The organism is Tepidiforma bonchosmolovskayae, assembly GCF_008838325.1.
Classification (GTDB): domain Bacteria; phylum Chloroflexota; class Dehalococcoidia; order Tepidiformales; family Tepidiformaceae; genus Tepidiforma; species Tepidiforma bonchosmolovskayae.
On record NZ_CP042829.1, the window covers coordinates 1,040,563 to 1,062,556 of the forward strand.

The 21,994-nt window shown below is 68.2% G+C and carries 24 protein-coding genes; 14 read left to right on the plus strand and 10 right to left on the minus strand.

From position 1 onward, the window contains the following. Window positions 1–76 precede the first annotated feature (76 nt). The 3 genes from Tbon_RS05275 to Tbon_RS05285 are packed head-to-tail and all read left to right on the plus strand — an operon-like array spanning window position 77 to window position 1,369. Entirely contained in the window at window positions 77–784 is a 708-nt protein-coding gene (locus tag Tbon_RS05275; RefSeq protein ID WP_158066649.1) for a PspA/IM30 family protein, read from the plus strand. Next, entirely contained in the window at window positions 781–1,086 is a 306-nt protein-coding gene (pspAA, locus tag Tbon_RS05280; protein ID WP_158066650.1) for a PspA-associated protein PspAA, read from the plus strand. The genes Tbon_RS05275 and pspAA overlap by 4 nt, the downstream gene beginning before the upstream one ends. Further along, entirely contained in the window at window positions 1,079–1,369 is a 291-nt protein-coding gene (locus Tbon_RS05285) for a zinc ribbon domain-containing protein (protein WP_158066651.1), read from the plus strand. Before pspAA ends, Tbon_RS05285 begins: the two co-directional genes overlap by 8 nt. Before the next feature lie 45 nt (window positions 1,370–1,414). Here the strand turns inward: Tbon_RS05285 and Tbon_RS05290 are convergent, their stop codons facing one another. Both Tbon_RS05290 and Tbon_RS13775 read right to left on the minus strand, forming a co-directional pair. Next, window positions 1,415–1,717, minus strand: a complete 303-nt coding sequence (locus Tbon_RS05290) for a nucleotidyltransferase family protein (protein ID WP_158066652.1) — start codon at window positions 1,715–1,717, stop codon at window positions 1,415–1,417. Between the two features lie 38 nt (window positions 1,718–1,755). Then, window positions 1,756–2,439, minus strand: coding sequence for a hypothetical protein (locus Tbon_RS13775; protein WP_192498174.1), 684 nt, complete (start codon window positions 2,437–2,439; stop codon window positions 1,756–1,758). Window positions 2,440–2,608: 169 nt separating this feature from the next. Here Tbon_RS13775 and Tbon_RS05300 point away from each other — a divergent pair, with 169 nt between their 5' ends. Together Tbon_RS05300 and Tbon_RS05305 are read left to right on the plus strand one after the other, a co-directional pair. Continuing rightward, window positions 2,609–3,913, plus strand: a complete 1,305-nt coding sequence (locus tag Tbon_RS05300) for a thiolase family protein (protein ID WP_192498175.1) — start codon at window positions 2,609–2,611, stop codon at window positions 3,911–3,913. 182 nt (window positions 3,914–4,095) lie between these two features. After that, on the plus strand, window positions 4,096–4,857 hold the full coding sequence (locus Tbon_RS05305) for a YceI family protein (protein WP_158066654.1): 762 nt from the start codon (window positions 4,096–4,098) through the stop codon (window positions 4,855–4,857). Between the two features lie 12 nt (window positions 4,858–4,869). Here the strand turns inward: Tbon_RS05305 and Tbon_RS05310 are convergent, their stop codons facing one another. From Tbon_RS05310 to Tbon_RS05320, 3 genes are all read right to left on the minus strand, one after another. Then, complete coding sequence (locus Tbon_RS05310; protein ID WP_158066655.1) at window positions 4,870–5,712, minus strand: EamA family transporter; 843 nt, start codon at window positions 5,710–5,712, stop codon at window positions 4,870–4,872. A gap of 15 nt (window positions 5,713–5,727) precedes the next feature. Continuing rightward, complete coding sequence (gene gyrA, locus Tbon_RS05315; protein ID WP_158066656.1) at window positions 5,728–8,388, minus strand: DNA gyrase subunit A; 2,661 nt, start codon at window positions 8,386–8,388, stop codon at window positions 5,728–5,730. A gap of 130 nt (window positions 8,389–8,518) precedes the next feature. Continuing rightward, entirely contained in the window at window positions 8,519–9,406 is an 888-nt protein-coding gene (locus Tbon_RS05320; RefSeq protein WP_192498176.1) for an NUDIX hydrolase, read from the minus strand. Window positions 9,407–9,479: 73 nt separating this feature from the next. On the opposite strand from Tbon_RS05320, the gene Tbon_RS05325 reads away from it, so the two are divergent. Then, window positions 9,480–10,328 carry a DNA adenine methylase gene (locus tag Tbon_RS05325; RefSeq protein WP_158066658.1) on the plus strand — a complete coding sequence of 283 codons (849 nt, stop codon included), beginning with the start codon at window positions 9,480–9,482 and terminating at the stop codon, window positions 10,326–10,328. Between the two features lie 219 nt (window positions 10,329–10,547). After that, window positions 10,548–11,720 carry a cytochrome P450 gene (locus tag Tbon_RS05335; protein ID WP_158066660.1) on the plus strand — a complete coding sequence of 391 codons (1,173 nt, stop codon included), beginning with the start codon at window positions 10,548–10,550 and terminating at the stop codon, window positions 11,718–11,720. Between the two features lie 3 nt (window positions 11,721–11,723). On the opposite strand, the gene Tbon_RS05340 is transcribed toward Tbon_RS05335, so the two are convergent. The 3 genes from Tbon_RS05340 to Tbon_RS05350 form a co-directional block, all read right to left on the minus strand. Continuing rightward, a complete protein-coding gene (locus tag Tbon_RS05340) occupies window positions 11,724–12,623 on the minus strand; it encodes an enoyl-CoA hydratase-related protein (protein ID WP_158066661.1) in 900 nt (299 codons plus the stop codon). Between the two features lie 9 nt (window positions 12,624–12,632). Beyond that, on the minus strand, window positions 12,633–13,823 hold the full coding sequence (locus Tbon_RS05345) for an MFS transporter (RefSeq protein ID WP_158066662.1): 1,191 nt from the start codon (window positions 13,821–13,823) through the stop codon (window positions 12,633–12,635). 77 nt (window positions 13,824–13,900) lie between these two features. Continuing rightward, window positions 13,901–14,206, minus strand: a complete 306-nt coding sequence (locus tag Tbon_RS05350) for a hypothetical protein (RefSeq protein ID WP_158066663.1) — start codon at window positions 14,204–14,206, stop codon at window positions 13,901–13,903. A gap of 151 nt (window positions 14,207–14,357) precedes the next feature. Here Tbon_RS05350 and Tbon_RS05355 point away from each other — a divergent pair, with 151 nt between their 5' ends. Then, a complete protein-coding gene (locus Tbon_RS05355) occupies window positions 14,358–14,897 on the plus strand; it encodes a hypothetical protein (RefSeq protein ID WP_158066664.1) in 540 nt (179 codons plus the stop codon). A gap of 7 nt (window positions 14,898–14,904) precedes the next feature. On the opposite strand, the gene Tbon_RS05360 is transcribed toward Tbon_RS05355, so the two are convergent. Further along, window positions 14,905–16,272 (minus strand): MFS transporter, encoded by a 1,368-nt coding sequence (locus tag Tbon_RS05360; protein ID WP_158066665.1) that lies wholly within the window; start codon window positions 16,270–16,272, stop codon window positions 14,905–14,907. Between the two features lie 120 nt (window positions 16,273–16,392). Between Tbon_RS05360 and Tbon_RS05365 the strand changes: the two genes are divergently transcribed. The 3 genes from Tbon_RS05365 to Tbon_RS05375 are packed head-to-tail and all read left to right on the plus strand — an operon-like array spanning window position 16,393 to window position 18,654. Beyond that, window positions 16,393–17,040, plus strand: coding sequence for a class I SAM-dependent methyltransferase (locus tag Tbon_RS05365; RefSeq protein WP_158066666.1), 648 nt, complete (start codon window positions 16,393–16,395; stop codon window positions 17,038–17,040). Between the two features lie 53 nt (window positions 17,041–17,093). Continuing rightward, complete coding sequence (locus Tbon_RS05370; protein WP_158066667.1) at window positions 17,094–17,792, plus strand: HhH-GPD family protein; 699 nt, start codon at window positions 17,094–17,096, stop codon at window positions 17,790–17,792. Further along, the gene (locus Tbon_RS05375) at window positions 17,782–18,654 is read left to right on the plus strand and encodes a hypothetical protein (protein WP_158066668.1); all 873 of its coding nucleotides are present in this window, start codon (window positions 17,782–17,784) and stop codon (window positions 18,652–18,654) included. Before Tbon_RS05370 ends, Tbon_RS05375 begins: the two co-directional genes overlap by 11 nt. Here Tbon_RS05375 and Tbon_RS14150 read toward each other — a convergent pair. Then, window positions 18,632–20,077 (minus strand): DNA cytosine methyltransferase, encoded by a 1,446-nt coding sequence (locus tag Tbon_RS14150; RefSeq protein ID WP_225734715.1) that lies wholly within the window; start codon window positions 20,075–20,077, stop codon window positions 18,632–18,634. The two genes, Tbon_RS05375 and Tbon_RS14150, sit on opposite strands and share 23 nt — an antisense overlap. Window positions 20,078–20,240: 163 nt before the next feature. Here Tbon_RS14150 and Tbon_RS13780 point away from each other — a divergent pair, with 163 nt between their 5' ends. From Tbon_RS13780 to Tbon_RS05400, 3 genes are all read left to right on the plus strand, one after another. Next, complete coding sequence (locus Tbon_RS13780) at window positions 20,241–20,462, plus strand: helix-turn-helix domain-containing protein (RefSeq protein ID WP_192498177.1); 222 nt, start codon at window positions 20,241–20,243, stop codon at window positions 20,460–20,462. A gap of 62 nt (window positions 20,463–20,524) precedes the next feature. Beyond that, on the plus strand, window positions 20,525–20,737 hold the full coding sequence (locus tag Tbon_RS05395; protein WP_158066670.1) for a hypothetical protein: 213 nt from the start codon (window positions 20,525–20,527) through the stop codon (window positions 20,735–20,737). Window positions 20,738–20,814: 77 nt separating this feature from the next. Further along, the gene (locus Tbon_RS05400) at window positions 20,815–21,990 is read left to right on the plus strand and encodes an acyl-CoA dehydrogenase family protein (RefSeq protein WP_158066671.1); all 1,176 of its coding nucleotides are present in this window, start codon (window positions 20,815–20,817) and stop codon (window positions 21,988–21,990) included. Window positions 21,991–21,994 lie beyond the last annotated feature (4 nt).

Here is a 21,994-nt window from a genome sequence, read left to right on the forward strand (position 1 = left end):
ATCGAGAGGTGTCACATTTGACACCGAACGCGGGCACACCACCCGGGGAAGCCCGGGCGGAGAACGGAGGAACCGGATGTTGAAGCGGCTTGCCGCAATTTTCCAGGCGAAGGCGAACAAGGCTCTCGACCGGCTTGAGGACCCGCGCGAGATGCTGGACCTGAGCTACGAGAAGCAGGTCGAGATGCTGCGCGACGTGAAGCGGGGCATCGTCGAGGTGACGGCTGCGCGGCGCCGGCTCGAGCTGCAGGCTGAAGAGCTGCGGGCGAAGCTGCCGACCTTCGATGCGCAGGCGATGCAGGCGCTGAAGAACGGGCGCGAGGACCTCGCGCGGGTTGCGCTGGAGCGGAAGGCTTCGACGCAGGCGCAAATCGAGAGCTTCGAGGCGCAGGTGGCGAACCTGCGCGCCGAACAGGAGCAGCTGGTGCAGGCGGAGCAGCGGCTGCAGGCGAAGGTTGAGGCGTTCCGAACCCGGAAGGAGGTGCTGACGGCACAGTACACGGCGGCGAAGGCGACGGTGCGGATCGGCGAGGCGGTCACCGGTCTCTCGGAGGAGATGACGGACGTGGGCTACGCCATCCAGCGGGCGGAGGGCCGGACCGCGCAGCTGAAGAGTCGCGGCCAGGCGATCCAGGAGCTGCTGGAGAGCGGGGTGCTGGAGGATTCGCTCGGCGGGACGACCGGCATCGACCGCGAACTGGAGGCGCTGGGCCGGCAGGCGAGCATCGATGCCGAACTCGAGCGGCTGCGGGCGGCGATGGCCGCCGGGGAGGCGAACCGATGATTGTGCGGCTGATGGGACGCGGCCAGTGGCGGCTCGATGATGCGCTGATCGATGAGCTGAACCGGATCGATGCGGCGCTGGATGATGATATCAACCGGGGGGATGCAACCGAGTTCCGGGAGCACCTCGCGGCGATGCACCGGCTGATCGCGGAGCGGGGCGAGCCCGTGCCGGAGGACGAGCTGGTGCCGTCGGATGCGTTCGTGCCGCCCGTCGACTGCTCGATCGAGGAGCTGCGGAAGCTGATGGACCCGGATGGGCTAATCCCGGGCGGCCCGGCAAAGGAGGCGGTCGATGGTTGATGAGCTGTTCGAGGTCTTCGAGGAGCTGTTCGAGCGCCGCAACAAGAAGAAAAAGAAGGAAAAGGAAGGGAAGGGCGGCGGTGCGCGGGACGGCGTCCCGGCGGCGCCGCCCGTTTTCTGCGTGGACTGCGGCGTGCGGAATGAGGGCGGGGCCCGCTTCTGCATGGAGTGCGGGAGCCTGCTGCCGAGCCCGGGGGAGGAGCTGCGCTGCCTGAGCTGCAACACGCAGCTGCCCCTAAAGGCGAAGTTCTGCCCGCGCTGCGGCGCGAAGGCGGCGGTGTAGGCCGGGTCAGGGGGCGTCGATTTCGCTGCGGAGGCGGCGATGCGGCTACGGATGGACGCGGGCAAGTTCGATGCCCTCCCGTTCGATCGCCTCGCGGAGCGCAGGCGGCGCGGTATCGAGCCGTACGACGTCGATGTGGAGGAGGGTGGGGGCTTCGTCGACGAGGGCGAGAAGCTCGTCCCAGGTGACCGGGTCGGCGCCGGGGGCGTCGATGGCGAGGTCGATGTCGGAGCGTTCGCGGTGGTCGCCGCGGGCGCGGGAGCCGAAGAGGATGACGCGCCGGACGGCGGGGTGCCGGGCGAGGCGTTCGGCGAGCCAGTCGGCGACGGCGCGGGCGCGGGGGTCCATGGGCGTGAGTGTAGCGGAGACAGCTGCGGCGGGGCGGTTCAGCGGATGGTGAAGGAGCCGGCGGCGATGGTGACGAATCCGATGGAGACCTCGTTGGTGGCCTTTACGGTGATGCTGTACGTTCCGGTCACCGGGTCACCGAAGGTGAGGAAGTCTCCCGGCCAGGCGAACTCCCGCGAATGGCCGTCCCAGTAGAGGTAGCCGGACGCGGTCTGCGAGAAGCCGTTTGGAGGGTCGACTTCGACGCGTATGCGGAGCGGGTAGTCGAAATCGGCGAAGTAGTCGGTCTGCACGGTGATGGTGAAGAGCGTGTTCCAGCGCCACCGGACGCACTCCACCCGGACCTTGAATCCACGTGAGGCAGGGATGTCAGTCCAGCCGGTGCAGGATTCGATGACGTCGCCGCCGCTGGACGGCGGGGGGTAGGCGGGCCCGGGTGGGGGCGCCGGCGGGCGCGGAACCGGCGTCGGGGTGGGCGGAACCGGGGTCGGCGTCGGGGGCCGTGGCGTGGGTGTCGGCGTCCGCGTCGGTGTTGCGGTCGGGGTAGGCGTTGACGTCGGGGTGGGCGTCGGCGTCGGCGTGCGGGTCGGGGTGGCGGTGGCTGTGGGGGTAGCGGTCGGCGTGGGCGTGGGGGCCGGGTCGCTGACGAATCCGCAGCCGGCCGCGCCGAGCGCGGCAAACGCAGCAGCAAGAAGGGCCGCATGGCGGATGACCGGGCGCATGACGGCCGGGGATGGTAGCACAGCCCGGCGACAGCCCCTGTCGCGTGCCTGGCGACGGGCGTGTTCAAACGAAGGCGATTCGCTTGCAAGGCCGAATGGCCTATCATGCACAGCATTGCGGGCCGGGGATGCCGGCCCAGCCCGGGAAACCCAGGAAGAAGGAACGCCCTTGGAACTTCAGAACGTCGTCATCGTCGATGGGGTCCGCTCCGCGTTTGCACGCGGCGGACGGGGAAAGCTGGTCGCCACGCGCCTCGATGAGGCCGGGGCCCAGGTGCTGCGCGCGCTGCTTGAGCGGAACCCGAAGGTGCAGCCGCGGATGATCGAGGATATCGGCCTCGGGAACGTGGGGGGCGCCGGGGAGCTCGCTGGCATCGGCGCGGACACCATCGCGCGGCTCGCCGGGCTCCCGTCGGAGATTTCGGCCTTCGATACGAACCGGCAGTGCGGCTCGAGCATGGAGGTGCTGCACCGGATTGCGCAGTCGATCGCGGTGGGCGCGACGGAGGTCGGCATCGCGATGGGCGCGGAGCGGATGGGGCGGCAGCTCGGCGGCGGGCAGCGGGGCCCGACGACGCGGATCACGGAGTTCAACCGGCGCCGGCTGGAGCAGACGCCGGAACAGCGGAACCTGCCGCCGGACCACTTCGAGAACTTCTCGGTGCCGTTCCCGGACGAGATTCTCGATTACTCGCCGGTGCTTTCGATGGTGCAGACGGCCCAGAACGTGGCCGAGGTGTACAACCTGAGCCGCGAGGAGCTGGACCAGTTCGCGGTCGACAGCCACCGGAAGGCGGTGGCGGCCTACGAGAAGGGCGTCTACAAGGACGAGATCATCCCGCTCGAGGTGGAGGACCCGGTCTTCGACGCCGAGGGCAACTGGGTGGAGTCGGAGCGCGGGCCGATGATCATCTTCGACCGCGACGAGTGCATCCGGCCCGGGACGAACATCGAGACGCTGAGCCAGCTCCCGCCGGTGAAGGGCATCGTGAGCCCGACCGGGCAGGAGCTGCGGATTACGGCCGGGAACAGCTGCCCGACGAACGACGGCATCAGCGCCGTGCTGCTGATGAGCGAGAAGAAGGCGCTGGAGCTGGGGCTGGAGCCGCTCGCCCGGATCAAGGGGTACGGCATTGCGGGCATCAAGCCACAGGTGATGGGCCTCGGCCCGGTCCCCTCGACCAAGAAGGCGCTCAAGTATGCGGGCATTGAAGCCGACCAGATCGACCGGGTCGAGTTCAACGAGGCGTTCGCGGCGCAGGTCATCCCCTCCTGCCGGGAGCTGGGCATCCCGCTGGAGAAGGTGAACGTGAACGGCGGGTCGATCGCGATCGGGCACCCGCTCGGTGCAACCGGCGCACGGCTTGTCCTGACGGTGGCGCACGAGCTGCGCCGCAGCGGCAAGAAGTACGGCCTGGCGACGCAGTGCATCGGCGCGGGGATGGGGATCAGCACCATCATCGAGGCGCTCTAGACCGCCCCTTCGCTGCACAGGCAGCATCGCGCGGCGCCGGGGGTTGCCCCCGGCGCCGCGTTCGTTTGCGCGGTGCTCTGGCCCGGCTCTGGACCTCAGCTTTACCTTCGTAAGGGGTTCTGACCTGCACGCAAGGCGCCGTCGGCGAAGATACGCGGCGACGCTTCAGCGGGGGACTGCTCATGAAACGGAAGCTGCTACTTTTCGGCGGGGCCGGGCTGGCGGCGTTCGCCGTGGCAGCGTTCGCGGCCTGGTTCTTCTACTTCCGGAGCGATGCGCCGGAGGAGGTTTCGCTGGAAGGGGCGCTCGAAACGGTCCGGACGCCGACCGCGGCGGCCCCGGCGGGCGCCGGTTCGACACCGGCCCCAGGGGCGACGCAGCCGGCCGGGGCCGGCGCATCGGCCGGCCTCGACGGGACGTGGACGGTGGCCGCGGCGGGCGAGACGTTCGTGGGCTACCGCGTGCAGGAGGAGCTGGCGCAGGTCGGTGCGACGACGGCGGTGGGCCGGACGAGCGACGTGAAGGGCACGGTGACCATTAAAGGAAACCGGGTGGAGCCCGGGAGCACCTTCACCGCGAATATGCAGGCGCTGAAGAGCGACCGTGCGCAGCGGGATAACGCCCTCCGGACCCAGGCGCTGGAGACGAACCGGTTCCCGACCGCGACCTTCACGCTGAAGGATGCAGTCACGCTGCCTGCCTCGTTCGCGAACGGGGAAGCGCTGACGACGACGCTGAAGGGCAGCCTCGAACTGCACGGGGTGACCCGCGACGTCGAAATCCCTGTGCAGGCGAAGCTGGAGAACGGGCTGATCGTGGTGGTGGGCTCGCTCGAGATCAGATTCGCCGACTACGACATTGCCCAGCCGCGGGCGGTGATTGTGCTGAGCGTCGACGACAAGGGGATCATGGAGGTCCAGCTCGTGCTGCAGAAGCAGGGGTAGGGACCGGGCAGGTCAGGCGGAGATCAGGGCGACCCCGGCCAGGGCGAGGGCGGCGCCCGCCAGGCGGAGGTGGGTGAACCGTTCGCCGGCGACGAACCGGGCGAGGATGAGGGTCTGGACCGGGTAGAGGGAGCCGAGCACGGAGGCGACGGCGACGTTGCCCCGGCTGGTGGCGAGGGCGAAGGAGAGGTTGGCGGCGCTATCGATGGCGCCGACGGAGGCGAGGCGGAGGCCGCGGCCGGCGCCGGGCCAGCGGAGCCCGCCGACGAGGGCGCCGGCCGCGGCCGTAAAGAGCGCAGCGCCGGTCCGGGCGCTGAGCACCGCGACGAGGGCATCGCCGTCGGTGGCCGAAGCGCGGCCGATGAGGAGGAAGAAGAGGCCGAAGCCGAGGGCGGCCGTGAGCCCGAGGGCGACGGGCAGCAGGTGGCGGCCATGGGTGAAGACGCGCCCCTCGGAGGGGAGCGAGACGAGGATGATGCCCGAGAGGGCGAGGGCGATGCCGGCAAGGGCTGCGGGCCCCGGCGCGTCCCCGGTAAGGATGGCGGCGACGACCGGGATCACGGCGCCGCACGCAGAGAGCGGGGCGACGACGGCGGATTCGCCGAGGGAGAGGCCCCGGTAGAGGGCGAGGCCGCCGAAGCTGGTCGCGAGGCCGGCGGTGAGCCCCCAGCGGACGGCGTCGGCGGAGGCATCGGGCCGCGAAACGAGGACGGCCATGCCGAGGAGGAGGACCGCCGCCAGGTGTGACGCGAGCCCGACGGTAAAGACCGGGAGCCGGCTGGTGAACCGGCCCCCGAGGAAATCGGACGTGCCCCAGGCGACGGCAGCGCCGAGGCCGAAGAGGATGGAGGTCATGCGGGGCAGGCGCCGTCAGTCGCCGCTGGCCGCATCGTCTCCGCCGTTCCCGTCCCCGGCGTCGTCAACATCGAGGCCGAGGGGGAGCGTTTCGTTCAGGGCGGCATCGGAGGCGGCGCCGTTGTCCGAGGGGCGGGCCCGGCGGCGGCTCCGTGCCTGGCCGTCATCGTCCATCATGAAGGCGGCGATGCTGGCGACGGCGTCGCCCTCGCCGACGCGCATCACGGTGACGCCCTGGGTATTCCGGCCGATCCGGCTGATTTCGGCGACGCGGGTGCGGACGACGATGCCGTCGCGCGTGACGAGGAGGAGGTCCTGGCGGGGGTCGACCATGCGGCAGGCGGCGACGTTTCCGGTTTTCTCGGTGATGTTGAGGGTCTTGACGCCCTGGCCGCCCCGGCCCTGGAGGGGGTATTCGTCGATGGCGGTGCGCTTGCCAAAGCCGCGCTCGGAGATGATGAGGAGGTCGGAGCCGTCGTCGGTGGTTTCGACGCCGACGACGTAGGCGCCGGGCTTCAGCTTCATGCCGCGGACGCCGCCGCTGGCGCGGCTGGCATCGCGCAGATCGTCGATTTTGAAGCGGATGGCAAGGCCATCGCTGGAGACAAGGATGACATTGGTCTCATTGGTGGCCAGGCGTGCAGCGATGAGCTGGTCGTTCTCATCAAGATTGAAGGCGATCTTGCCGTTCCGGCGGACCTCTTCAAACTCGGAGAGGCGGGTCTTCTTGATTTCGCCGTTCCGCGTGGCGAGCAGGATGAAGTCGCGGTCGTAGGAGCTGACGGGGAGGATGGCGGTGACGCGTTCGCCGGGCTCGAGGTCGATGAGGTTGACGATGGGCAGTCCCTTCGCCTGCTTCTTCGTGTCGGGGACGTCGAAGGCGCGGAGGTGGTAGACCTTGCCGCGGTCCGTGAAGAAGAGGAGGTTGTCGTGGCTGTCGCAGACGACGAGCTTCATGACGGCGTCTTCTTCGCGGGTGGGGGCGCCGCGGGCGCCCTTGCCGCCGCGGCTCTGGCGGCGGAACTCCTCAAGCGGCATCCGTTTGATGTAGTTGCGGATGCTGAGGGTAACGACGCTGTCCTGGTGGGGGACGAGGTCTTCTTCGCGGAAGTCTTCGGGGTCGGCCTCGACGATCTCGGTGCGGCGGGGGTCGCCGTACTTCTTCTTCAGCTCCTTCATGTCGTCGCGGATGAGGAAGTCGATCTTCCGCGGGTTGGCGAGGAGGTCTTCGAGCTCGGCGATCTTCTTGATGAGCTCTTCGTACTCATTGAGGATGGCCTGGCGCTCGAGGGCGGCGAGGCGGCGGAGCTGCATGTCGAGGATGGCGCGGGCCTGGACCTCGGTGAAGCTGAAGGGGTTCCGCTGGGCCAGGGAGCGGATCGCGGCCGGGCTGTTGGCAGGGAGCCGCTCGAGCTGGACGAGGCCGACGCCCTGGAGGAGGTCGAGGGCGGCCTGGGCCGATTCGGCGGCGCGGATGGTGGCGATGACCGCGTCGATCATGTCGATGGCGCGGAGGAGGCCCTGGAGGATGTGCTCGCGCTCGCGGGCTTTCTCGAGCTGGTACTCGGTGCGGCGGCGGATGACCTCGCGGCGGTGGTCGATAAAGAGCTCAAGGGCGCGCTTCAGGCCGAGCCGGCGGGGGGCGCCATCGACGATCGCCATCATGTTGATGGCGAAGGTGGAGCGCATGGCGGTGTGCTTAAAGAGGAGGTTCTTGACCTGCTGGACGGAGCCTTCCTTCTTCAGCTCGATGACGATGCGCATGCCGTTCCGGTCGGATTCGTCGCGGAGGTCGGCGATGCCGTCGATTTTGCGGTCGCGGACGAGCTCGGCGATCTTCTCGATGAGCTGGGCCTTGTTCACCTGGTAGGGGAGTTCGGTGACGATGATGGCGGTGCGGCCCTTGCCCGATTCTTCGACCGTGGTGCGGGCGTGCATGGTGATGCGCCCGTGGCCTTCGCCGTAGGCGAGGCGGAGCTGCTCTTTGTTCTTGCCGACGAGGGCGATGCCGTAGGTGGGGAAGTCCGGCCCCTGGATGACGGTGAGGAGGTCATCGAGGGTGGTGGTTTCCGGGTTCTCGATGAGCATCGAGATGGCGTCGGCGATTTCGCCGAGGTTGTGCGGGGGGATGCTGGTGGCCATGCCGACGGCGATGCCGGAGGAGCCGTTGAGCAGGAGATTCGGGATGCGGGAGGGGAGGATGGAGGGCTGTTCGTGGCGGCCGTCGTAGTTCGGTTCGAAATCGACCGTGTTCTGGTCGATGTCGGCGAGCATCTCCTCGGCGATGGCGGACATGCGCGCTTCGGTGTAGCGCATGGCGGCCGGGGGGTCGCCATCGACGGAGCCGAAGTTGCCCTGGCCATCGACGAGGGGGTAGCGCAGGGAGAAGTCCTGCGCCATGCGGACCAGCGTGTCGTAGACGGCCTGGTCGCCGTGGGGGTGGTACTTCCCCATGACGTCGCCGACGGTGGCGGCGGACTTGCGGTAGGGGGTGCCGGCGCGGGCGCCGCCTTCGTACATGCCCCAGAGGATGCGGCGCTGGACCGGCTTGAGGCCGTCGCGGACGTCGGGGAGGGCGCGCGAGACGATCACGCTCATGGCGTAATCGAGGTAGCTCGTGCGCATCTCCTGTTCGATTTCGACCGGGCGGACCTGTGAGGTTGGTTCGATGGACACGGGCGACTCCGGGGCGGGCGCGAACGGGGGAAATCGTTCAGTTCATTGTACCATTTTGGCGTTTAGCGGCCCGGGCCGGAGGCGGCGGAGGGCCGCGGCGGGTCCGCGAGCGGACGCGGAAGAGTGCGGCTCAATGGAAGAGGCGGCGGTAGTGGGTGCTGGCGAAGAATTCGCGGAGGACAGCGGCGGCGGGGCCGGCCACGTGCAGGTCGTCGAGTTCGGACGGGTGCCAGTAGCGGAAGGCCTGCCCTTCGCGGACGTCGATGAGTGACTCGGGCAGGTCGGGGTCGTCGTAGTAGATGTGGTAGACGTGGGTGAGGGAGCCGGGCAGTTCAGCGGCGCGGTAGACGCGGAAAAGGCGGAGGGTCTCGAGGAGGACGCCGGTCTCCTCTTCGAACTCGCGGAAGGCGGCGGCATCGGGGGGTTCGTCGGGTTCGACGAGGCCGCCGGGGATCGACCACTGGCCGGGGAAGCGCTCGGGCGGGAGGTCGGCGTCGCGGAGCTGGAGGAGGGCGCGGCCCCAGCGGTCGAGGGCGATGACGCCGACGCCGACCCGGTAGGGCTGGAGCATGCCGACGGTGCCGCGGTAGGCATCGCTCGCGATAAAGCGGGCGAGGAGCTGGCGGGTGCCGGGGTTCATGGGCAGGCCGGGGAAGGCAGCCGGGTGGTGGTACTGGAAATCGAGGCCTTCGCGGACGTCGATTGCGGTGCGGGGCACCGGGTCATCGGCCACGAAGAGGTGCAGGCAGGAGGGGAGGAGGTCGGGGACCTGGGCGGTGGTGACCGTTTCGACGTAGCGGAGGCGCTGGAGGCGGACGCCGGTCTCCTCTTCGAATTCGCGGAGGGCGGTTTCGCGGGGCGACTCGCCGGGCTCGCGGCCGCCGCCGGGGATGGTCCAGCGGCCGATGCCGGCGGGCCAGACGTCGTCGTCGCGCTGCTGAAGGAGGATGGAGCCGTCGGGCGCGACGAGGAGGACGGCGGAGCCTTCGCGGCCGGAGCCGGGCGCTTTGTAGCTCATGGTTTCACGGTAGCAGTCCGCGCTGCGGCCGGGGAATTGCCGGGGGCGACCGGGTAGGCCACGATGGTGGCCGATGGCGACGCCCTTCCTGAAGTGGGCCGGCGGGAAATCGCGGCTCGTGCCGACGGTTGCGGAGGGCGTGGCGGGGCTGCCGGTCGAGCGGTACATCGAGCCGTTCCTGGGCGGGGGCGCGATGTTCTTCGGGCTGCGGGCGCGCGGCCTGCGGGTGCCGGCGATCCTCGCTGACGCGAACGCTGAGCTGATTGCGGCGTTCGCCGCCGTGCGCGACGACCCGGAGGCGGTGATTTCGGCGCTGCGGCCGCTGGCCGAGGCGTACCTCGCGGCGGGGCGGGAGGAGCGGCGGGAGCTCTACTACCGGGTGCGGGCGAGCGAACCGGAGGGCCGGGCGGCGCGGGCGGCGCGGCTCATCTTTCTCAACCGGACGTGCTACAACGGGCTGTACCGGGTGAACCGGCAGGGGCGGTTCAACGTGCCCCACGGGCGGTACGTGCGGCCGCTCATCTGCGACGAGGCGAACCTGCGCGCCTGCGCGGAGGAGCTGGCGGGGGCGGAGCTGCGCTGCGCTGACTTCGCCGAGGTGTGCGCGGAGGCCGGCCCGGGCGATTTCGTCTACCTCGACCCGCCCTACCACCCGTTGAGCACGACGGCGCGGTTCACGGCGTACACGGACCGGGCCTTCGGGTGGGACGACCAGGTGCGGCTCGCGGCAGCGGTGCGGGGGCTGGCGGCGCGGGGGGCGTGGTTCGCGCTGTCGAATTCGGCGCACCCGGCGATTGGGTCACTCTACGAGGGGCTGCGGCCGCTGACGGTGCAGATGTCGCGGGCGATCAATTCGCGGGGTGACCGGCGGGCGCCGGTGGAGGAGTACCTGTTTTTCGGGGGGAGGAGGGAGGAGGGATGAGGGAGGACCCGCCCCGGCCGCGCCGCCCCACCAGGGGAGCGGGGAGCGGGGAGCGGGGAGCAGGGAGCGGGGAGCGGGGAGCAGGGAGCGGGGAGCGGGGAGCAGGGAGCGGGGAGCGGGGAGCAGGGAGCAGGGAGCGGGGAGCGGGGAGCGGGGAGCACGGCGTGAACGCGAACGGCGTTCGGGTTTTGGGGTATACTGGGTCGGCGGAGGTGGTCGATGGTTGCCGCGCCGAATGTGAACGACCCGGCGTTCCTGGAGAACCCGTTCCCGTTCTATGAGCTGGGGCGGGCGATGAGCCCGCTGGTCCTGCCGGACCGGGGCCTTGCGATGGTCTTCGGCTACGACGATTGTGCCGCGATCCTGAAGGACTGGGAGACGTGGTCGTCGCGGTTCCCGCCGCCGCCGGACGTGACGGACCCGCCGGAGCCGACGATGCTGAATTCGGACCCGCCGCGGCATACGCGGCTGCGGTCGCTGGTGTCGCAGGCCTTCACGCCGCGAATGGTCGAGCAGCTGGAGCCGCGCATCCGGGAGATTACGCGGGAGCTGCTGGAGCCGGCGCTGGAGGCGGGCGCGTGCGACCTGGTGGCCGCGCTGGCGTACCCGCTGCCGGTCATCGTCATCGCCGAGATCCTCGGGATTCCGCCGGAGGACCGGGCGCAGTTCAAGGAGTGGTCGGACGAGGTGGTCGCCAGCCTGGGCACGGGGCTGGGCGGCGGGCGGCAGGTCCGGGCGGAAGTCTTCGAGGAGATGCGGGAGTACTTCACCCGGATGACGGAGGAGCGGCGCCGGCATCCGCGGAACGACCTGATCACCGGGCTGGTGGAGGCCGAGCAGGACGGCGAGCGGCTGACGTTCCCGGACCTGCTGCAGATGCTGATTTTGCTGCTGGTGGCCGGGAACGAGACGACGACGAACCTGATCAGCAATGCGATGCTGAGCTTCATGGAGCACCGGGACGAGCTGGCGAAGGTGGAGGCGAACCCGGCGCTCATCCCCTCGGCGCTGGAGGAGGTGCTGCGGTTCAATTCGCCGGTGCAGGCGACGGCCCGTCGGCCGACCCGGGATGTGGAGCTGCGGGGCCGGACGATCCCGGCCGGGATGGTGACGCTGGTGTGGCTGGCGGCGGCGAACCGCGATCCGGCGCAGTTCCCGGAGCCGCTGCGGTTCGATGTGACGCGCTCGCCGAACCGGCACCTGGCGTTCGGTATGGGGATTCATTTCTGCCTTGGGGCGCCGCTGGCGCGGCTGGAGGCGCGGGTCGCCTACGAGGAGCTGCTCGGTAGGGCGACGGGGTTCGAACGGACGACGGACGGGCCGCTGCCGCGGGTGCCGACGTTCTTCATGCGCGGGGTGCTGGAGCTGCCGATTGCCTTCCGGCGGCGGTGACGGCTAGCGCTTGAGGCCGGGCGGGAGGTTGCGGTACATGCCTTCGCGCCAGTCGAGGGCGCCCTTGAGGCCGGTGCCGGCTTCCATGCTTTCGCGCATCCGGTCCTGCCAGGCGTAGCTGAAGCTCGTCATCTGGGCCATGGCGTCCATGTCGGTCGAGCTGCGCACCGACGAGTAGATGCCCATGTTCTCGTAGAAGCGGTTCATGTTGAGCTTGAGGATGGCGAGGTGGTCGGCAGTGGCGTTGGCGAGCCGGTCGGCGAGGGCGATGGTGTTCTCCTCGAGCTCCTCCTTCGGCCAGGCGTAGTTGATCATGCCGATCCGCTCGGCTTCGCGGCCGGAGATGGAGTCGCCGGTGTAGTAGAGCTCTTTGGCCTTGCGCATGCCGATGACGAGCGGCCAGATGACGCCGGTGCGGCTGGTGCCGAGCCCGCGGAGGCCCGGGTGGCCGAGCTGGGCGTCTTCGGCGGCGACGACGAGGTCGGCCATCATGGCGAGCTCGCAGCCGCCGGCGAGGGCGTAGCCGTGGACCTGGGCGATGGTGACCTTCGCCATGTTCCAGAAGTAGAGGTGGATATCGGTAATCTGCTGCATGCCGGTGCGGATGCCCATGAGCAGCCGGCGGCCTTTTTCGTCGGTGGTGCGGTAGCGGCGGACGACGCCGTCGGCGCCGCCGCGCGGCGGGGCGAGGTCGTAGCCGGCGCTAAAGGTGCGGCCGGCGCCGCGGACGATAATGACGCGCGCGGTGTCATCGGCCTCGAGGTCGTGGAGGGCGTCCCAGAACTCGAAGAGGAGCTCCTGGGAGAGGGCGTTCATCTTTTCGGGGCGGTTGAGGGTGATGCGGGCGACGCGGCCGTCGGTCCCGACGCGGTCGATCAGGAGGTTTTCGTAGGTGCGGGTCATGACCGGGGATTATACGGAGGCGGGCCGGAGCCGGCCGGCAGCGAGGAGGGCTGCGGCGAGGAGCGCCGCGAGGAGTGCTGCGGCGGCGCTGAAGGAGAAGGTCGCCTTCGGCCCAAAGGCGTCCCAGAGGACGCCGGCGAGGAGGCTGGCGGCGAGGACGAGCCCGCCGGTGACGCCCTGGAAGAGGCCGAGCGCAGTGGTTCGGGCCTCGGGAGGAGCGAGGTCGGCGATGAACGCTTTGCCGATGCCCTCGGTGGCGGCGATGTAGGCGCCGTAGAGCGGGAAGAGCACCCAGGCGAGCGCACCGCTGCCGGCGACCGCGAACCCGAGGTAGACCGCGGCGAAGACGAGATAGCCGCCGACGATGACGGCAGGCCGGGGGATGCGGTCGCTGAGGGCGCCGGCGGGGTACGACAGGAGCGCATAGACGGCGTTGTAGACGACGTAGGCGAGGACGACGGCGGTGGTCGTAAGGCCGAGGTCTTTCGCGCGGAGGATGAGGAAGGCATCCGAGGAGTTGCCGAGCATGAAGAGCCCGGTGACGCCGAGGAAAAGCCAGTAGGCGGCCGGGAGGTTGCGGATGCCGGGGCGGGGGTCATCGCTGCTGCGACGGGCCGGGGCGCGAACTTCGGGCACGCGGGCGACGACGAGCACCGAGATGGCGGCGGGGACGAGGGCGATGGCGATGGCCCAGCGGAGGTGCTGCTGGCCGACAACCGCGAGGAAGAGGAGCGCGAACAGCGGCCCGACGACGGCGCCGAGGGTATCGAAAGCCCGGTGGAAGCCGAAGATACGGCCGCGGTTTTCGGGGGTGGCGACATCGGCGAGCATGGCGTCGCGCGCGGGGGTGCGGATGCCCTTGCCGAAGCGGTCGACGGCGCGGCCGGCGAGGGCGACCCCCCAGGCGGGGGCAAGCGCGAGGATGAGCTTGCCGACAGCGGCGAGGGCGTAGCCGGCAACGACGAACGGCTTGCGGGCGCCGGCGGCGTCGCTCCAGCGGCCGGCGAGGGGGCGCGTCGCGTAGGCGGTGGCCTCGGCGACGCCCTCGACCAGGCCGACGGCAGCGACAGGCGCGCCGAGCGTGGCGGTCAGGAAGATCGGGATGAGCGGGTAGACGAGTTCGGAGGAGAGGTCGGCGAAGAAGGAGGTGAGGCCGAGGAGCCAGGCCGGCCGGGGAATGTGGCGGAAGCGCGGGAGCACCGGGGAATCGTGCCCCGGGCGCGGCGGGAGAACAAGCGCCGACGCTGGCACAAAAAGGGGGCGAAGGTGTGCCGGAGTCAGGGCCCCTGGCGTTCGCGGAGGGCAGCCGGGGGCGTGCCTTCCCCGTCGATCCGGAGCGTGGTGGTCCGGTGGCCGGCGCCGCCGCGGATCGCGGCTTCGCGGACGATGGCGGTGCGGGTGGAACGGCCGACGGTCAGCTCGACCCGGTCGCCGGGGAGGATGGCGGCGACGCCGTGGATAACGAGTTCACCGGTCCACGGCGCGGGGCCGCCGTTCCGGGAAAGCGAGGCGGCAACGCGCGTTTCGAAGCCCTCGCCAAAGGCCAGGCGGGCATCACCCTGCCAGTGTGCGGTATCGCTCATGGCGCAAGCTTAGCACGTGCTAAGTCAACGTGAGGTAATACGTTACACATCGTGACAGTGTGCATTCCGAAAGCTGGACGGGCATCCAGAGGCTTCCCCGGTAGGGTGCGGTCGGGTGTAATCGGACCAGACCTGACGCGGGAGCGCGCCTGTGGACACCTTTCTGCACATGACCTTCCTGTGGCTCCACATTCTCGGCATCGCCCTGTGGGTGGGGCCGCAGGTGTTCCTCGCGGTGGTTTGGGGGCCGGCCTCGCGGCAGATTGCGGACCTCCCGACGCGGGTGGCCGCGATGCGGACGATTACGCGGCGGTTCGGCTACCTCGGCGGGCTCGGGCTGGCGCTGGTCATCGTCGCGGGGACGTACCTGGTGTTCACGTGGCGGGACTACTACGCGATTCCGTCGGATGCGGAGTTCACGAGCCTGCGGTTCGGGGTCTGGTTCATCATCAAGATGAACGTGCTGCTGGTGATGCTGGCGGTGGTGGCGCTGCACACGTTCTGGGCGGGTCCGAAGCAGCTGCGGCTGTACGAGGCGAAGGCGCGGGGCGAGGCGGTGGATGAGGGTGCGCTCCGCCGGGCGCGGATGGTGTCGATGGTGCTGAGCGTGCTGGGGCTGCTGCTGACCCTGGCGATCATGGTGATTGGCGTGATGATCGGGACGAGCGGCTGGAGTTTGCAGGAGGTGTAGGGGCGGCTCAGCCCGCGGCGTCAACGGCGGGTGCGCCGGCGGCGGGCGTTTCGGCGTCGTCCTCGGCTTCGAGCGCGCGGAAGGCATCCCGGCCGATACGAATGTAGTAGGCGGCAGCGAGGATGGTCCCGGCAGCGCAGAGGGAGGCCATGGCGGTGAGGGCGACGCGAACGCCGAGGTGCTCCGCGAGGAAGCCGGTGATGTAGCCGCCGATCGGCGTGGAACCGGCGAAGAGGAGGAAGAAGATGCTCATCACGCGGCCGCGGAGCTCATCGGGGACGATGACCTGGAGCGAGGTGTTGATGGTGGTCGAAAACGCGACACCGACGATGCCGAGGAAAAAGAGGAGGGCGACGGTTACGGCATAGAGGGGCGAGAAGGCGACGGCTGCGAGCAGGCCGGAGAAGGCGGCGGAGGCGAGGAGGAGCCATGCAGGCCGCAGGCGGCCGGTCGCGGCCATGATGAGCGCTGCGGTGAGGCTGCCGGCCCCCATGGCGGAGGTGAGCATGCCGAACTTCTGCGGCCCGACGTGGAGCACGAATTCGGCGACGAGCGGCACGATGACGGTGAAGTTGTATCCGAAGGTGCCGATGACGCCGAGGAGGATGAAGAAGAAGGCGACGGCCGGGGTCCGCGCGGAGTAGGCGAGCCCGTCGCGCACCTGCCGGAGAACGTTGCCCCGGGCGGGCGACTTCGGGACGGCGCGGAATTCGGACGGGCGCATCAGCGCGTACGCGGCGAGGACAGCGAGGAAGCTTGCGGCGTTCGCAGCGAAGGCCCAGGAGAGGCCGATCGCTGCGATCGTGACGCCGGCGACGGCCGGGCCGGCGATGCGGGCAAGGTTGAAGATGCTCGAATTGAGGGCCACGGCATTGACGAGGCGCTCGCGGCCGACGAGTTCGACAACGAAGGACTGGCGCACCGGGCCATCGAAGGCGTTGACGGTGCCGAGCCAGAGCGCGAGGGCGTAAACGTGCCAGAGCTGGACGCGGCCGGTGGCGACGAGGAGGGCGAGGACAGCGGCCTGGGTCATCGCAAGCGACTGGGTGATGACGAGGGCGCGGCGCTTGGGGAGGCGGTCGGCGAAGGCGCCGCCGAAGAGGGTAAAGACGGTGATGGGGAGGAACTGGAGGGTGGTGACGGTGCCGAGGGCGAGCGGCGAGCCGGTAAGCTTGAGGACGAGCCAGGCCTGGGCAGTGGTCTGCATCCAGGTGCCGACGAGCGAGATGAGCTGGCCGATGAAGTAGACGCGGTAGTTGTAGACGGCGAGGGAAGCGAACTGGCGGGCGGCGATGGCGCGGAGGGAGCGGGGCTGGGGAAGTGCGGGGGCTTCGGCGCGGGGCCGGGGCCGGGGGGCGGTCCGGGATCGCTGCATGGAAAGAGCATACCCTCACGTGAACGTGAGTGTTAGGTGACGGCTGCGGCCCGCCTTTACCGGGCGAGCGCGCGGGGGGGTTGTTGGGCGCGCGGGGCGGGTTCCGGCGATAATCGCGGCGTGCGTCAGCCGGCTTCGCCGATGCCGTCCGGTTCGGAACCGCCCCTGCCGGGGGCGGCGCCGCGGCGCCGGGTGGTGATCGACCTCGGCTGCGGGCGGCGGAAGAAGCCGGGCGCCATCGGGCTCGATATCGCGCGGGTGCCGGGCGTCGATGTCATCGCCGATGTGACGCGTCCGCTGCCCCTGAAGGACAGCTCGGTCGACGAGGTGTACGCCTCGCACCTTATTGAGCACGTGGACGACCTGCTGGCGTTTATGGGGGAGGTGTGGCGGGTGTGCAGGCCGGGTGCGCTGGTGTACTTCCGCTTTCCGCACGGTTCGACGCCGTTTCTGACGTGGAAGGACCCGACGCACCGGCGGGGGGTGTACCTGGCGATGTTCGAGTACTTCGACCCGACGACGCTGGACGGGCAGGTGTGGGGGTACTACCACCCGGCGAAGTTCAAGATTGAGCGTCGGCGGCTGCACTTCAATTTGAATTTCGACACGGTGCGCCCGGGGCGGGTGCGTGCGGTGCTGGGGTGGGTGTTCGACCGGCTGGCGAACCGGGATGAGCGGTGGCTGTACGTGTGCGAGCGGTGGTGGGGGAACTGGGTTGGGATGGAGGAGGCGGAGATCTGGCTGCGGGTGCTGAAGGCGGGAGGGTGAGGGGCCGCCTGGGGTGTGGCGGGGCCGGCGGCGGGGTTGTTAGGCTCACCACCATGAAGAGGCCGAGGAAGCACTGGTCGCTGCGGGAGACCGGGCGGCCGTTACCGCCTCGGGATGCCATCGAGGACTTTCAAACGCGCATCCTCGCGTGGGCCCAGGAGCACGGGCGGGATTTTCCTTGGCGGCATGTCACCGACCCGTACCGGGTGGCGATCACCGAACTGCTGCTGCAGCAGACATCGGCTACCGCAGTGGCGAAATGCTGGCACGATTTCTTCGAGCATTTCCCGACGCCTTCGGCGCTCGCATCGGCTTCCGATGATGAGATTGCCTCGGCCATCGGACATCTCGGCCTGCACCAGCAACGCACGCGCCGCATTCGCGCGCTCGCACGTTGGATGGCCGAGCACGGTAACAGCTTGCCGACAACCCGGGAGGAACTGGAGGCGGTCCCCGGGGTCGGCCAGTATGTCGCAAGCGCCGTCCTCGCCGTGTGCGCGGGACAGCCCGAACCGCTTCTTGACGTGAACATGACGCGCGTCATCGAGCGCTACTTCGGCGAGCGCACCCTCGCAGATATCCGAGACGACCCATGGCTCCAGGAGACGGCTCGAGCCGCGGCACCAGGTGCACGCCTTGGCTGGGCTGTGCTAGACTTCGCGGCATCTATTTGCCGAGCGCGGGCGCCGCGGTGCAGCCAGTGCCCGATTGTCATGAGTTGTTCGTCAACCAGCCTGCCTTATGAAAGTTAGCGTTCTCCAAGCAATTAATCTATTTTCTGCTCGTTTGATTTTGAACAATGATAAGTTTCTGGTGCCGTTCAACAAGGCCTACCTACCACAAATAATGGCTCACAGTTCCGATCGCGACTTTCCTGTCTCGTTAGGCCAACATATGCGGGAAATCTTTCGTTCTTATGATGCAGGCGATAGAAGTCAAAGTTCTGTCTCGAAAGCAGGTATTGCTTGGGAACTACTGTGCGCGCTTTATCTAACGGCATGTTTTAAAGGAACAGATGCAGCAGCTGTCCACAGAAGCCACGCTCGGCTACTACTCCCTTCCTCGGTACGTGAGGCTCTTAGAGTTACGATCTCTGGCAAGAAATTGGTTCCAGATAATGACATCATTGTTCTCGTTTGGAGAGGAGAACAGGTTCCAGAGATTAAAGTCGACAATTGGAAGAGGGTTCCGAAGAAGCGGATTGATGGAGCCTTAAACGATCCTTCAAAAATTCAGCTGTTTGCCATCTCCTGCAAGACTACTTTTAATGATCAAATAAATGCTGCTCTATTCTGGGACATGATTTATCGAAGATACAAGCAAGATCACGCAAGGATTGCCGTAGGTGGCCGTGCGCAACTCTCTCAATTCTACGATGGACAGCTGAGAACAGCATTATTTACCGTCCCTTCACAAAACAAAGTTGATTTTAACGCGACGAGTGCACCTGTCGTGAAAGGACAAATTATGAGCGGAGGAGTCTACTGGGGAAGACCGACTGTAGATTTCATTGAGTCAATAGACAGATTTTTCCCGACCTGGGGAATACCAACGATAAGTAGCAAGTGGTCAGAAGAGAGTCAGGAAGCTACTATGCATCCTTGGCCTTTCTAATTTGCGATGCAAGGGTTTGGCCCACAGCTTTGGCCAGCAAGGGCGGCACGGCGTTCCCCACTTGGGTGTACTGCGGCACTTCAAATTTGCGCCGCTCGGAGCCGGTCGTCTCTTTCGAGCGGAACTCAAAGTTGTCGGGGAACGACTGGAGGCGCGCGAGTTCCCGTACGGTAAACGTTCGCGGGTAGCGTGGGTGGACGAAGTCGTCGGGCAGGCTCATCACCGTCGGTGAGGGCTCGTCCCAGCGCATCGGGCGCTGCGAGTGCTTCTTGGTAGCAGCCGCGACGACGAGCGCAACAAGCTCCTGCTTGTTTTCCGCGAGCACCGTGCCGTCTGGGGCAATGGCGGGAACGGGCGCGGCCCTGAGGAAGTGCTCGACGACTTCAACGCGGCTGTTTCCGTCGAGGCCCGGGTCGGCGGCGACATTGAGGAGGCCAGGCCGTATCCCGACCGCGTCGAAGTACTGGTACAGCCGGAACCGCAGCTCGATGGGAGGCGAGTGCTTACGTTGCGTTGCGTTCAGCGGGCGGGATGGAGGAGCAGCCTCCGGGAGGGCCGGGGGAAGCCACTCCGGCGAACAGCGCATCGTCCAGGCGTATCGCCCTGGCGAGCACATATAGGACAGGTCGCCGCAATCGGCCGCGTACTGGAGTTCGCCGTCAACGTCCACAAGGTCCCAGAGAGCGTGTCGTACGGTCAGCGGCCGATTGACGGAGGGCACGGGACAAAGCGGCGAGGGCGGCAGCTGCCCGGAGACATAGAAGGGGAGCGAACCGGATAACCCCGCGGCCCTAGCGACATCGGTCCGCAAACCAACGAGGAACATCCGTGGCCGATGCTGCGGGACGCCGAAGTGCATCGCGTTCAACCGCATGGGCTGCACGACGTACCTGGGACCGGTAGAAGCCAGCGCCTCCGCGAGTTCCCGGAAGGGCGCCTTGGCGCCGTTCTTGACGAAGTCTTGGCCGATACCGACGACGTTTTCAATCAGGACCGCCTTAGGTTCTATGGCCTCGACAACATCGAGAAACTGCCACGGAAGCTGGTTCCGGGCATCATGCGGGTCGCGACGGCCAGCCATCGAAAATCCCTGGCACGGCGGCCCACCGGCGACGAGGTCGACATCGCGCCTGCGGAGCTCCTCCAGCAACGTCGGCTCCCGGAGCAGCGCAGCGACTTCGTCGACGATTAGACCCGCTTCGAACTGGGAGCGAAGCGGCTGCTCGCAGTAAGCTTTCCATTGCCTGGCGCCGGCGTCGCCCACGGGGAGACGCTGGATGAAGTTGTGGTAGTACGTCTCTGCGGCCATGGGGGACTTCTCAACGGCCAGGATGCCCCGGAACCCGGCCTTCTCGAGACCGAGGGAGAGCCCCCCGCATCCAGCAAACAGGTCGACGTAGGTGAGGTTTGGGTCCGTGTTCACATTATGCAAGCGCTTATGTACGTGAGCATTAAGCCCGAGCGTAATGTCGTCGCTCACCCCCGGCGAGTCAAGAGTTTGCCTCGCCCACAATCGCGCCTGCATCCCGTTAGCACTCACTTCAGCACCTTGCTCAGCCTATCTGTTTGTCGGAGTTTGTCGCACTTTGGCGCATAGCGACGCAGATGTCAACGTCCCCCGTGACCTCACGCCCATAGCGGAGGCTGCAGCCATGTTCGGCGTCTCCCGCCGCACACTGGAGCGCCTCGTCCAGCAGGGCCAGCTCCGCCGATTTCGCCGCCCCGGCGACCGGCGAACGTTCGTGTCGCTCGACGAGGTCAACCGCGGCCTGGGCTTCCGCGAAGTTCCCTCGAAATACGAGCCGTAGCCCTGGACATTTCGCGGAATCGGCCGTAGGCTCCGCACCAGTAACCTATGGAGGGAATTGCCATGGCCGTCGATATCTGGGACCTGGAGGCGGGCGATGTGGTGGTGCTCATCAGCGGAAACAAGGCTGAGGTGGTTGCGCCGACCGAGGACGGCAGCTGGTTCCTGGCGCGCTACCTCGAAGTGACCGACCCGGACGACGCATGGCTCGTCGGAACGTTTGACGCGGTCCACGCTGACGAGGTCGAGGCGGTCCTCCTCCCGGTTTCGCACTGAAGGAACGGGAGCACCCGCGGGCCGGGGCGGAAGGCGGTATAGTTCGGGCCCCACGAAGGTTTGGAGGCCCCTGCACGATGCGGTTCCGCTACGACCCTGAAACCGAGGCGTTCCGCGAGGAGGTTCGCCAGTTCATCCGTGAGCACCTGCCGCCGGAGGAGGAGCGGCTCCGCCGGGGCTTCGAGGGCGGGTTCCGCTCTCCCGAGGAGGAGAAGGCCTACGTGATGGGCTTCCAGCGGAAGCTCGCCGAGCGGGGCTGGCTGGCGATGGCCTGGCCGAAGGAGTACGGCGGCGGCGGCGCTTCGCACATGAAGCAGCTCGTCTACAACGAGGAGATGGCCTACGCGCAGGCGCCGGTCGGCAACATGGGTATCGCCTGGGTGGGCCCGAGCCTGATGCTCTACGGGACGGAGGAGCAGAAGCGCACGTTCATCCCCCGGATTGCGCAGGCGCAGGACTGGTGGTGCACGCTCTACAGCGAGCCGGGCGCGGGTTCGGACCTGGCGGCGCTGCAGACGCGGGCGGTCCGCGACGGCGACGATTATGTCATTAACGGCCAGAAGATTTGGACCTCAGGCGGGCACCTGGCCGACTGGGGGTGGCTGGCGGCGCGGACAGACCCGGATGCGCCGAAGCACAAGGGGATCACGATGTTCATGGTGAACATGAAGAGCCCGGGGATTACGGTGCGCCCGCTCATCAACATGGCGAACCGGCACGGCTTCAACGAAGTGTTCTTCGAGGATGTGCGGGTGCCGGCGACGCAGGTGGTGGGGGAGGTGAACCGGGGCTGGTACCACATGGCGGTGGCGCTTGATTTCGAACGCTCCGGCATCCAGGCGTATGCGGGCGGGCGGCGCTCGGTGGAGCGGCTGGTGGCGCTGGCGAAGGAGCGCCCGGAGCTGGTGCGGCGGCGCCCGGGCATCCGGCACGAGCTCGCTGACCGGGCGGTGGAGGTGAACGTGGGAACGTTCCTGGCGTACCGGGTGGCGACGATGCAGGCGCGGGGGCTGGTGCCGAACACGGAGGCGTCGGCCTCGAAGCTGTTCGGGAGCGAGCTCACGCAGCGGATTGCGCTGACGGGGATGCACCTGCTGGGGATGGCGGGTCAGCTCCGCGACGGGAGCCCGCACATGGTGATCGACCAGGCGACGGGCTACCTGCAGGCGGTGAGCGCGACGATTGCGGCAGGGACGAGCGAGATCCAGCGCGGGATTATCGCGACGCGCGGGCTCGGTCTGCCGCGCGGGTAGGGGC

Excerpts from the sequence above, each read along its gene's own strand:
- Tbon_RS05340 (WP_158066661.1), bottom strand. The coding sequence starts at position 12,623 with ATGACCCGCACCTACGAAAACCTCCTGATCGACCGCGTCGGGACCGAC.
- Tbon_RS05360 (WP_158066665.1), bottom strand. The coding sequence starts at position 16,272 with ATGCAGCGATCCCGGACCGCCCCCCGGCCCCGGCCCCGCGCCGAAGCC.
- Tbon_RS05290 (WP_158066652.1), bottom strand. The coding sequence starts at position 1,717 with ATGGACCCCCGCGCCCGCGCCGTCGCCGACTGGCTCGCCGAACGCCTC.
- Tbon_RS05350 (WP_158066663.1), bottom strand. The coding sequence starts at position 14,206 with ATGAGCGATACCGCACACTGGCAGGGTGATGCCCGCCTGGCCTTTGGC.
- pspAA (WP_158066650.1), top strand. The coding sequence starts at position 781 with ATGATTGTGCGGCTGATGGGACGCGGCCAGTGGCGGCTCGATGATGCG.
- Tbon_RS05275 (WP_158066649.1), top strand. The coding sequence starts at position 77 with ATGTTGAAGCGGCTTGCCGCAATTTTCCAGGCGAAGGCGAACAAGGCT.
- Tbon_RS05320 (WP_192498176.1), bottom strand. The coding sequence starts at position 9,406 with ATGAGCTACAAAGCGCCCGGCTCCGGCCGCGAAGGCTCCGCCGTCCTC.
- Tbon_RS05395 (WP_158066670.1), top strand. The coding sequence starts at position 20,525 with ATGGCCGTCGATATCTGGGACCTGGAGGCGGGCGATGTGGTGGTGCTC.
- Tbon_RS05335 (WP_158066660.1), top strand. The coding sequence starts at position 10,548 with ATGGTTGCCGCGCCGAATGTGAACGACCCGGCGTTCCTGGAGAACCCG.
- Tbon_RS13775 (WP_192498174.1), bottom strand. The coding sequence starts at position 2,439 with ATGCGCCCGGTCATCCGCCATGCGGCCCTTCTTGCTGCTGCGTTTGCC.
- Tbon_RS05285 (WP_158066651.1), top strand. The coding sequence starts at position 1,079 with ATGGTTGATGAGCTGTTCGAGGTCTTCGAGGAGCTGTTCGAGCGCCGC.
- Tbon_RS05375 (WP_158066668.1), top strand. The coding sequence starts at position 17,782 with ATGAAAGTTAGCGTTCTCCAAGCAATTAATCTATTTTCTGCTCGTTTG.
- Tbon_RS05400 (WP_158066671.1), top strand. The coding sequence starts at position 20,815 with ATGCGGTTCCGCTACGACCCTGAAACCGAGGCGTTCCGCGAGGAGGTT.
- Tbon_RS05305 (WP_158066654.1), top strand. The coding sequence starts at position 4,096 with ATGAAACGGAAGCTGCTACTTTTCGGCGGGGCCGGGCTGGCGGCGTTC.
- Tbon_RS05325 (WP_158066658.1), top strand. The coding sequence starts at position 9,480 with ATGGCGACGCCCTTCCTGAAGTGGGCCGGCGGGAAATCGCGGCTCGTG.
- Tbon_RS05310 (WP_158066655.1), bottom strand. The coding sequence starts at position 5,712 with ATGACCTCCATCCTCTTCGGCCTCGGCGCTGCCGTCGCCTGGGGCACG.
- Tbon_RS05370 (WP_158066667.1), top strand. The coding sequence starts at position 17,094 with ATGAAGAGGCCGAGGAAGCACTGGTCGCTGCGGGAGACCGGGCGGCCG.